This window comes from Bacteroides cellulosilyticus DSM 14838, from assembly GCF_000158035.1.
GTDB lineage: Bacteria > Bacteroidota > Bacteroidia > Bacteroidales > Bacteroidaceae > Bacteroides > Bacteroides cellulosilyticus.
Genome location: NZ_EQ973491.1, coordinates 538,920 through 549,606 on the forward strand (window position 1 = coordinate 538,920; position 10,687 = coordinate 549,606).

Below are 10,687 nucleotides of genomic sequence, written 5' to 3' on the forward strand. Positions count from 1 at the left end.
CATGCAGCCAACCGGTATATCCTTCCCCTATAGGTACGAAAGTAGAAATTTCAGTGGGTGTACTCTTACTGAAAATAACGCCATAGAATATGCTGTCGATGATATTCCCGATAGCTCCTGCCAGTATCAACGAAACACATGCAATATAGCCACGCTTATATCTAGCTTTAATAAGTATGACGATATACCATCCAATTGCGATAGCAAATATTGTGCGGGCAATAGTCTGAATGGCTTTAGGCACTATCTGCATACCGAAAGCCATACCGGGATTTTCTATAAAGCGAAGATAAAACCAATCTGTGATATGAATGCTTTCATTATAAAACATATTCGTTTTAACTTCAATCTTTATGACTTGGTCAAGAATCAAAATTCCCAGTACAATGAGAATCGATAGTTGCCCTTTGGACAAAATGTTCTTCATATTAAAAAGTTATGGTTTTGTGTCTACTATCATAATTCCCGATAGTATACGTCCTGATTTAATCCCCAGCCGTCTTGCCGAGAAAAATTCTTCATGCCTCATATAGGTACAAATACCAGATGTCTCTATTTGCTCGCCGGGTACGCCAAAATCGAGCAACTGCATCCGGTTCGCAGCCCATAGGTCTATATGATGCTTATGTGTTTCCGGTTTCCATTCTGATATATAATCCATTGCAAAACCGTTCATGCGGAAAGCTTCGTACACTTCTTCGCCTACTTCAAAAGAAGGCAAGGATATGCCGGGGCCGATACAAGCGATAACATCTTTTCCATCGGTTCCGTAGAGCGCCCGCATCCTGTCGAGAGTGTGTCCGGCTATGTAATTCACTGTTCCACGCCAACCTGCATGGGCGGCGGCTACCACTTGGTTTTTGCGATCATACAACAGGATAGGAATACAGTCTGCCGTAGAAATGCAAATGCAGCAACCCGGTTCCTTTGTGATTAGTGCATCCACCCCTTGCAGCATGACCGTTCGCTCGTCAAATGTGGCATTGAGATACTTTTCATCAATCACCTCCACTTTTGTACCATGTGTCTGGAACGGAATGACTAATTCTTTAGGCTGTTGAGGCATGGAGTTGCAGAGTAGTTCTTGATTGCGACGGACAGATTCTGCATCATCCCCCGTGTAAGACGTACAGTTGAAAGAGGCATAATCTCCCTTGCTGAAACCTCCCCGGCGGGTAGTTGCGAAACAAAAATGTTGGAGTACGGTGTCATAACCCCGTATCCCAACATTCGTTTATCTTCTGTCAGAGCAATCATTGCTTGTCATCCTCCCAGTCCTCTTCCTCATACTCAAAGTCTTCAAGGTCTTCCACATCCTCGTCATCTTCCACATATTCATAGCTGAGGTCTTCATCCTCACCCATGTCTTTCAACTCTTGCTGGAGTTTGCTTACATCCTTCGGACGGTGAACGATAGCTTCTATTTTGTTGCTATCCTTATTCAACTCTTCCCAAAGAATATCTTTCAGCACGGAAAGTCCCATACCGGTAATGGAAGAAATGAATACATGCGGAACGTTTGCAGGGAGTGTAGGCTCTATTTCGTCCATCAATTCCTGATCGAGCATATCGCTCTTGGTGATGGCAAGTACCCGTTGTTTGTCCAGCATTTCAGGATTGAAAGTGCTCAACTCATTCAACAGGATTTCATATTCTTTCCGGATATTATCGCTGTCGGCAGGCACCATGAAGAGCAACAGAGAATTACGCTCGATATGGCGCAGAAAGCGCAATCCCAAACCTTTTCCTGCACTGGCTCCTTCAATGATACCGGGAATGTCCGCCATGACAAACGACTTGCTGTCACGGTAAGAAACAATACCCAGGTTGGGTTCCAATGTGGTGAATGGATAGTTGGCTATCTTAGGCTTGGCGGCAGATACGGAAGCAAGCAAGGTTGATTTTCCGGCATTCGGGAAGCCTACCAGACCTACGTCTGCCAAGAGCTTCAGCTCCATGATTACTGTCATTTCCTGCATCGGTTCGCCCGGTTGTGCAAAGCGGGGTGCCTGACGGGTGGCTGTCTTGAAGTGCCAGTTACCCAGTCCGCCGCGTCCGCCTTTCAGCAGAACAACTTCTTGTCCATGCTCGGTGACGTCACAGATATATTCGCCTGTTTCGGCATTGTATACCACTGTGCCACAGGGAACTTCAATAATCTTATCTTCTCCATCCTTACCAAAACTGCGGTTCTTGGAACCGGATTCTCCATGTCCTGCCAGTGCATGGCGGTCGTAGCGCAAATGCAACAGCGTCCAGTAGTTACGGTTACCGCGTAGGATAATGTGACCTCCTCGTCCTCCGTCACCTCCGTCGGGGCCGCCATTGGGTATGTATTTCTCACGCCTCATGTGCGTAGAGCCTCGTCCGCCCTTTCCGGAGCGGCAATATATCTTTACGTAGTCAACAAAGTTCGATTCAGCCATTTCTTTCCTTACGATTGATTTTAAAATACTTATTTTCTTTTTCGATGCAAAAGTAACGATTCTCCAAGACTACCTCAAACTTTTTTATTCCTTTTTATTTATTAATCCGTAGCGGAGGGCATTTCTAACTTATTTTTAGCACTACTCGTCTATAAACGGTAAGTGCCGGAGTTGCTTCATCCGTCAATTCTAAAATGATATGTATGTTTTGGCCCGCAGCATCAGCAGGGATATGTACTTTGCATTTTTTCGCATTATCCCCTTCTATTTTTACTTCACCTTTGTAACTGCTTGGTTCAGTATAAACACTCCACTTGTATATCAGTTTGTTACCATCAGGATCAGTTGAACCGCTGGCATCTAAAACCATGGAATTTCCGGCTTTTACTTTCTTAAAGACACATTTTAGCGAACGGTCTCCATCAAGCACTGCATGCGGATGATGATTCACCGCTTTATAATCATCGGTTGTAGTCCACAACATACGTGCTGCAAAATTATTCCAAATGTGCTGCTGCCATTTGTTGATGGCGGTACAGCCCTCTTTGCAGCTTCCATGCATATAATAAGGATCATATTGCGTTTCATCTTTCCCGCTGCGCACTATAAAATCCATACCTCGTATACCACTCGTCTTTTGATTGGAGAAACGACCGCCCCATCCTCCATATTCAAGTGAATCGGGTACGTTCAGGCCATTGGCATATACATAAAAGAAAGCAGGAGAGTCACCTTCCGTTGCCCACTTCCGGTCAGGATAATGCTTGCCTAATGGCTGATGACTTTGAATATTCTGTTTAAGCCATTGATCGGAAGGCCCCCAACCATATACTTCTTTATTTCTGATATATACTATTTCCGGGAAGTTCTTGGCTATCCAGGCTCCGGCATCATCTTGCCCTAGAACATCATATATGCGGATTTTTGCAGTAAACTTCTTAAGGTCTTTCTCGCTGCGTGTATGCTTCACTTTCCATAAAGCTTGCGCTATCGTATTCATTCCACCCCAAGCTGCAAGCCATACGGGGCGTTGATCCTTTTTCTTATCAACTACCGAGATTATCAGTTCTGATCCCGGAGAATCTTTACCTTGACCTACTCCGGTCATGTTAGAGGAAGGTTGCCCTCGTTTAATAATTGCCCGCAGTTGATTCAAACTGGGATACCCTTCTGCATGTTTATTCAAGCGAGGCAGAACTTCTCCAAATTGTTCTACTACCTCTGAAATTTTAGCTGTTTTATCTGGGTCATCCATCCAGACTTGTGAACTGATTAACCCCTCAATGTCGATTACATTTGAGCATAATAACAAGTGTATCATTGACTGGATATCATCCGGATCAGTTCCCCCTAAATCAGTGGTTACAATCAGCCGATGTTTGTCCTCATTAGCCACTTGCGCCTCTGAATAAAGGCTCCATGCTGTAAGAAAGAAAAAGAAGAAAAGTACTTTTTTCATGGCGTTTAAAGATTATTTTTGCAAATTTACCACCAAAATGTGAATAACACTCTCTATTTTTATATACGAATATAATGAATTCCGAGAAATGTTACAGTTTTGATAAGTTCCGTGAGGAGTTTAAACCTTATGGACTTACATGTGAGACATGGATACCCCGTGTTATGCCAAGATACGATAGGCATAATGAAATAGAGATAAATTACTTGCCCCAAGGGAATATCACTTACTTGCGACACAACGAAAAAATAACGATATATCTTACTAAGAATTATTGTAATGATATTAAAGCCAATGATATTGGTGATGCAGTAGGTCTGCACCCTGATTATGCCAATCATATATTTAAGAAGGCATTTGGTACTACAATAAGTGACTATATTGCTGAGTTAAGAATAGCTCATGCACAACGTAAATTACTGACTACAGACATGAGCATTACCGACATTGCATACGAATGTGGATTCAATTCTATAGCTCGGTTTAATGCTACATTCTTTAAGAAAATCCAATGTACCCCGCGTGAATATAAAAAGAAGATCGTGAAATAGTTTCTTGTTATTTTAGGGCAGACGGGAGAATAACAAAGCGCGGTAATATCATTTTCATGGGTATTACCGCGCTTCTAAATTATGATTGTGTTACTTTACTTTGCAGCGTCGATTGCAGCGCAAACATCAGCAAAGATTTCCTCCAATGCACCTTGTCCTTTGATGTGCTGGTATTGTCCTTCCTGTTTGTACCAGTCAATCAGCGGAGAAGTCTGTGAATGATAAACATGAAGACGTTTCTTGATAGTCTCTTCGTTGTCATCGGCACGACCGGAATCCTTACCACGTTTGATGAGGCGGACCATCAGTTCGTCTTCAGGTACATCCAGGTCAAGCATAACGCTTACTCCCTGATTTCTTTCAGCGAGCATTTTTTTCAGAGCTTCTGCCTGTGCAATCGTACGGGGGAAACCGTCGAAGATTACACCTTTGCTGTCTTCAAAGCTGTCGAATACACTTGCAAGGATATCAATCATCAGGTCGTCAGGGATCAACTGACCTTGATCGATATAACTTTTAGCTGTTTTGCCCAGTTCTGTGCCGTTCTTGATTTCAGCACGCAACACGTCACCGGTTGAGATGTGGTTAATACCGTACTTTTCTACGATTTTCTCACTTTGTGTTCCCTTTCCTGAACCGGGAGCACCGAAAATTACAATGTTCAACATTTGTGATTTACAATTTAACTGTTACTTATATTATACCTAATTCAAAATTCTTTTCTACAAATCATGTCTTTGACCTTATTCGTGTAGCCTTACTCCGTATCATGTCCGTACATGCCCCGTGCTTGGTCCGTATCTTCTCTGTACTTGCTCCGTGTCTTCTCCGTATAAAGGTACTTTTATACGAAGGAGGTACGGACCGGGTACGGACCAGACACGGCTCGGGTATGGTTCTGAACCTTTTAATCTACAACTGTATAAATGTCCGCATAATTGCGCCCGAAGCCGTCATAATCCAATCCATAACCTACAATGAAGTCATTGGGAATTTCCATGGCTACGTATTCGATATTCAAATCTACTTTCAATTTCTCGGGTTTCACCAGCAACGAAGCAATGTGAATCTCTTTCGGGTTACGTGTGCCCAGCGTGTCCAGCAGACGTTGCATAGTCAGGCCAGTATCTACAATATCTTCCACAATCACTACCGTGCGGTCTGTCAGATCTTCGGTAATACCGATCACTTCCTTGATAACTCCGGTAGAGGACACCCCCTGATAAGAAGCCAGCTTCACGAAAGAAATCTCGCAGGGAATAGTAATGTTTTTCATCAGATCAGCAGTAAACATAAACGAGCCGTTCAGGACGCTGAGAAACAGAGGATTTTTACCAGCCAGATCGCGATTGATTTCATTTGCAACGCGGGTTACTTCTTTCAGAATGTCCTGTTCCTTGATAGAAACAGTGAACTTTTTGTCTTTTATTTGTATGGTGTCCATAAGGGATAGATTTTTTAAATTGGCACAAAAATACGATTTTTATTCTACTCCATGCATCATCTTCTGTAATTTCTTTGAGAGCAGGAAGAGGATAAGAGAGGCTACGCCGGACATGATAACGAATACCATAAAGAAGTCGAACATGGTTTCAATACGGAATCCGAGCAGGGTTTTCACTTTTCCGTCTTCGGGATAAAGGCCGCCTAAAGTACCTGCAAATTTATTGGCTGTAGAGGTGGAAAGATACCAGATTCCCATCATAAGAGAGGCAAAACGGACAGGGGTGAGTTTGTTTACCATGGATAAGCCGATAGGGGAGAGAGCTATTTCTCCCATAGTATGGATGAAATAAAGTCCGGTTAGCCAGATAAGGCTGACTTTTACACCAGGCTGTACATCTTTCACACCGAAACAAATGACTAAATATCCCAATGAGAGCAGCAACAAACCAATAGCTTGTTTGGTGGGGGAAGCCGGCTCCATGCCTCGTTTGTTCAGCGCACCCCATACACTGGGCATAATGGCTGCCAGTATAACTACGAAGAACGGATTGAAAGATTGTATCCAGGAGGCAGGCATTTCCCAACCGAGGATTGTACGGTCGGTTTGCTCGGCAGCAAAGAGGGTGAGTGAAGCACCTGCTTGTTCGTAGGCTGCCCAGAAGAATATAACGAAGAAGGCAATAATGTAAATAACGAAGATACGGTCACGCTCTATTTTTGTCAGAGAGCCATCCAGCAGAATGCTGACGGGGAAGACGATACAGGCTGTGAATATCCCTATACTGACCCAATCGTTGCCGAAACACCAGTAGAAGAATAAGGCAAGGGCAATGGTCAGTGCTCCGAGAAGCAAATTGTTGCGCATCTTCTTATCTTTATCTATGGCTGTTTGCTGAACTGTTTTATGTTCTTTCGGTTGCTCCCGTTTAGCGTCCGGAATAATGCCGAGTGGCTTTCCGTCAGGACCGATCAGATACTTGCTCTTTTGCGTTTCGAACAAAATTACCGTGAATACTGTAACGATTGCTGCAATCAGGAATCCCCATTTGAAATCATTAGGATCACCCGTCTCACCGAAGTAACCGCAAACCAGCGGGGCAAAGAAAGAACCCACATTTACACCCATATAGAATATAGTATAAGCAGAGTCCAACCGTCTGTCTCCCGGTTCATAAAGTTGTCCGACCAATGACGAAACTGTAGGCTTAAAGCATCCGTTTCCTAAAATCAAGAAGGTGAGTCCCCCATACATCAACCAGTGGGAAAGCTCTTTAGTATCCAGCATCGACGCACTGAAGAACATCAGGAACTGCCCTATCGCCATCATCATGGCTCCCCAGAAAACGGAACGCCGGATGCCCCAGTATTTATCAGCAATATATCCGCCGATGAGCGGAGTGAGATAAACCAGTCCGGTATAGCTGCCATAAATAGAGGCGGCATGTTCCTTATCGAACAAGAGTGCCTGGGTTAGAAACAGGATGAAGATAGCACGCATACCGTAGTAGCTGAAACGTTCTGCCGTGCTGGTAGCAAAGACGAGGTAAAGACCTTTCGGGTGTTTGGATGTACTCATTATAGTATAGATATTTTCTTTATGGGAGGCAAAGTTATAGAATCTGATTAAAAAAGACATTACTACATTAAAATAAATTGTCTCTCTTTGGCGCTATAAGTGAAAAAAGATATATTTTTGCGTACGAAGAGGATGAGAAAAAGATTTAGCAGGAAAGAGGTGCAGTCGCCTCGTAAGCTCAGGAGCTTTCTTAGAAATGTAAATACTCTGGTATAAATACCACGATTTACATTAGTAAATACTCATCCTCTTCCTTTTTTAGCTATGTAAGATGAATGGAATTTTAATAGCGGTACTGATTGTCACCGGCTTGTTGATTTACAAAATTATCTCTTCGAGCCGGAAACAGGAAGGATACAAAAGGTGGAAAGCCGGAAACCGCAGTAATACGGAAGATACTACCGATACAGAAACTACCCGTAAAGGATGGTTTAGCCGGTACTTTGGTACTTCTGCTCCGATCACCATTCCATGGTTCGACGAGGAGGCAGTGGTGAAGTGTGCCAATCTGTTAGGAGTGGAAGAAGCGGCCCTGAAAGAGATACTGAAAGATATTCCCGGACATTACCGGGAATTCTGGATTGGTAAAAGAAAGGGAGGCTACCGTATGATTTCAGCACCGGACAAAGATCTGAAGGCCATTCAGGATACTATCAATCATCGCGTTTTATCATTTGTGAATCTACATCCCGCAGCTACCGGTTTCCGGTGCAAGATGTCCATTTCCGATAATGTCCGGCCGCACCTGGGCAAGTCCTATGTGCTGAAAACTGATATTCATGATTTCTTTGGCTCTATACGTAGTCTGCGGGTACGGAAAATGTTCGAGAGTATGGGATATCCGCCGAAGATTGCGCGAGTGCTTGCGGCTTTATGTTGTGTACGCAGATGTCTGCCTCAGGGAGCATCTACCAGTCCGGCACTGAGTAATATCATCTCTTATGAGATGGACAAAAAGCTGGCGGCACTGGCTACTGAATATAATCTGGTTTATACCCGCTACGCGGATGATCTCACCTTTTCGGGAGATGTCTTTCCGGCTCAACAGATATTGCCTCTGATTAAACAGATCATTCGAGAGGAAAAGTTTGAAATCAATCATAAGAAAACCCGTTTCCTGAGTGGGCATAAGAGAAAGATTATCACAGGCGTTTCCGTCAGCTCCGGTGTGAAACTGACCATTCCTAAAGCAAAGAAAAGGGAGATACGCAAGAATGTCCATTTCATTCTGACGAAAGGGCTTGCAGAGCATCAACGCCGGATAGACTCTCATGATCCTGCTTACCTGAAGCGTCTGATCGGAACTCTTTGCTACTGGCGATCCATAGAACCGGATAATGCTTATGTTTCCGATTCTATTGCTGCTTTGAAAGGTTTGGAGAAAGGATCTTAATTTTTCTTCTTCTGAGGAGTAGGTTCAATGTCATAATACCCTTCTTCTGTTTTTATGATTTTGAATTTTCCTTCTTTCACCCATTTATTCCAGTCGACAAACAACCTGGTGATATATTGGTACATGTCTTCTGCAATATTAATTTCTGCTCCTGATTTCAGGTTCAATACCAGTTGGTCATTCTTGACGGAAAGATGCTTCTTGGCTCTGTCTATAGCTATTACGTAAACAGTCCGGTTGTAGGCGCGGTCTTCAAGAAAACCTGTCTGATAGTTGTAAGGACCTATAGCATCATCGGACATAGGACGTTTAGTTTTAAGAAAAGTAGAGTCAGTAATGGATTCACGTACCTTGCGGGCATCTTCCCAGGCTTGATCGTGTTCCCGGTTGATTTCTGCATTTAGTATTTCCTCCTGAATTTCTTTGTATAATGCTTTCATTTCAGCAGCTTCGGTACTTGAAATAGAAAAATTACCGCTTTCGATGCGGGCGTTCACCCGGGGATAACAGATTACTTTATTCCTGTAGACAAACCCGATGTGCTTGCCTATCGACTGTTCCGTGGCATCTGCCCATGTTTTGACAGAAGAATCCTTTACTCTACCTACAATTAGATATACCATTTCCTTATTCTGCTCATTCTGGAAAGAATCGAGCTCAACGGCAGCAAATTCCTTGGTAGATACTATCGGTTCTGCTGAAAGACTGTCTTGTTTTCCGCTGGTTACATAATACCAGCCATTGGGGCGATCTGTGTCAATGGTTTTTTCATGAAGGCTCATAAAACCGTTGCCGTTTCCTCCCAATGAACTTAAAGCCATAAGTGCTACTAATAAACTGAATGCTTTCATAACTTCATTATTTAGGTTACTATTCGATCTCTATTTTTAGTCCAACACCCACTTCGTGTACGGGTATTGACTTATGTATTTCCGCTTTCGCTTTGAAAGAGACGCAATGACATGGATACAGTTCTTCGATACCATTCTTTTGAAAATAATCTATCGTTCTCGTAAGCCTTTCCGACAGCTTGAACAGATGAAACCCACCTATAACTCCGACAATCTTCCGTTCATTACATACCTCTTTGGCATATTCAATGATATTGCATATTCCGCTATGGGAACAGCCTGTGATAATGAATAAACCGTCTTTTCCTTGGTACACAATGGCGGAATCATCCATTACATAATCTTCAGACCGTTCAGTTTCTTCGATAACCCCTATGGCATGCCGGCGCTCAAAGTCATTCATCATCGGTATTTCCCCAAGAAAAGTTATGTTCTTACTTACTTTGACGGGCTGCTTGGTCAAATGTAAGTTCATCACCTTTTTCACATCCTTTTCTGCCAGCGGAGAACCTATGTGAAGTTCATTGTAGATTCTCTTTTTAAATACGTCTGGATGAGCCACAATCTTGCATTTGCAATCTGGATATTGGTTCATCAGGTATTTTATCCCACCTGTATGGTCATTATGACCGTGCGAAAGCACGAGGGTGGATATTGCAGATAAATCTATATTCATCGCCTGCGCATTCCTGATGAATGAGTCAGAGTATCCGGTATCAAACAGAAGGCGTTCATTTTCATCTTCTATATAATAGCTCAGGGCAGGTTCACCTATATAATATTCATCGATGTAGGTGTTGTTATCTATTAATACGGTTAGCTTCATATTCTTTTTGGTGCATTATTCGGAAATGGATACTCTTTAAGGAATGATACTTGCAACAAAAATACGAAAAGTCAGGCATAATCTTCGGTTTAATATGACTTTTGTGTTGGATATGACGCATTTATCTTTCTTTTCAGGATGCGTGCCAGTTTGTTCCGC

General features: G+C 43.0%; 10 protein-coding genes and 1 pseudogene. 2 read left to right on the forward strand and 9 right to left on the reverse strand.

The annotated features are described in order from the left end of the window. The 4 genes and pseudogenes from BACCELL_RS14395 to BACCELL_RS14410 all read right to left on the reverse strand — a co-directional run. Window positions 1-427: signal peptidase II (locus BACCELL_RS14395; protein ID WP_007212583.1), on the reverse strand; the 427-nt coding region annotated here is incomplete at its 3' end. A gap of 9 nt (window positions 428-436) precedes the next feature. Then, window positions 437-1,257 (reverse strand): annotated as a pseudogene (gene pgeF, locus BACCELL_RS14400) (peptidoglycan editing factor PgeF). Beyond that, window positions 1,254-2,426: a GTPase ObgE gene (obgE, locus tag BACCELL_RS14405; RefSeq protein ID WP_007212586.1), complete on the reverse strand. Its 1,173-nt coding sequence runs from the start codon at window positions 2,424-2,426 to the stop codon at window positions 1,254-1,256. The pseudogene pgeF and the gene obgE overlap by 4 nt, the downstream one beginning before the upstream one ends. 124 nt (window positions 2,427-2,550) lie before the next feature. Further along, complete coding sequence (locus BACCELL_RS14410) at window positions 2,551-3,885, reverse strand: DUF1593 domain-containing protein (protein ID WP_007212587.1); 1,335 nt, start codon at window positions 3,883-3,885, stop codon at window positions 2,551-2,553. A gap of 74 nt (window positions 3,886-3,959) precedes the next feature. Here BACCELL_RS14410 and BACCELL_RS14415 point away from each other — a divergent pair, with 74 nt between their 5' ends. Further along, complete coding sequence (locus BACCELL_RS14415; protein ID WP_007212588.1) at window positions 3,960-4,436, forward strand: AraC family transcriptional regulator; 477 nt, start codon at window positions 3,960-3,962, stop codon at window positions 4,434-4,436. Window positions 4,437-4,531: 95 nt separating this feature from the next. Here the strand turns inward: BACCELL_RS14415 and BACCELL_RS14420 are convergent, their stop codons facing one another. The 3 genes from BACCELL_RS14420 to BACCELL_RS14430 form a co-directional block, all read right to left on the reverse strand. Further along, window positions 4,532-5,104: an adenylate kinase gene (locus tag BACCELL_RS14420; RefSeq protein ID WP_007212589.1), complete on the reverse strand. Its 573-nt coding sequence runs from the start codon at window positions 5,102-5,104 to the stop codon at window positions 4,532-4,534. A gap of 239 nt (window positions 5,105-5,343) precedes the next feature. Next, complete coding sequence (gene hpt / locus BACCELL_RS14425) at window positions 5,344-5,880, reverse strand: hypoxanthine phosphoribosyltransferase (RefSeq protein ID WP_007212590.1); 537 nt, start codon at window positions 5,878-5,880, stop codon at window positions 5,344-5,346. Between the two features lie 39 nt (window positions 5,881-5,919). After that, complete coding sequence (locus BACCELL_RS14430) at window positions 5,920-7,458, reverse strand: peptide MFS transporter (protein ID WP_044153889.1); 1,539 nt, start codon at window positions 7,456-7,458, stop codon at window positions 5,920-5,922. 271 nt (window positions 7,459-7,729) lie between these two features. Between BACCELL_RS14430 and BACCELL_RS14435 the strand changes: the two genes are divergently transcribed. Further along, window positions 7,730-8,851, forward strand: coding sequence for a retron St85 family RNA-directed DNA polymerase (locus BACCELL_RS14435; protein ID WP_007212592.1), 1,122 nt, complete (start codon window positions 7,730-7,732; stop codon window positions 8,849-8,851). Here the strand turns inward: BACCELL_RS14435 and BACCELL_RS14440 are convergent. Next, complete coding sequence (locus tag BACCELL_RS14440; RefSeq protein ID WP_007212593.1) at window positions 8,848-9,702, reverse strand: SecDF P1 head subdomain-containing protein; 855 nt, start codon at window positions 9,700-9,702, stop codon at window positions 8,848-8,850. The genes BACCELL_RS14435 and BACCELL_RS14440 overlap by 4 nt on opposite strands. A gap of 19 nt (window positions 9,703-9,721) precedes the next feature. Next, window positions 9,722-10,528 (reverse strand): MBL fold metallo-hydrolase, encoded by an 807-nt coding sequence (locus BACCELL_RS14445; protein ID WP_007212594.1) that lies wholly within the window; start codon window positions 10,526-10,528, stop codon window positions 9,722-9,724. Between the last annotated feature and the right edge of the window lie 159 nt (window positions 10,529-10,687).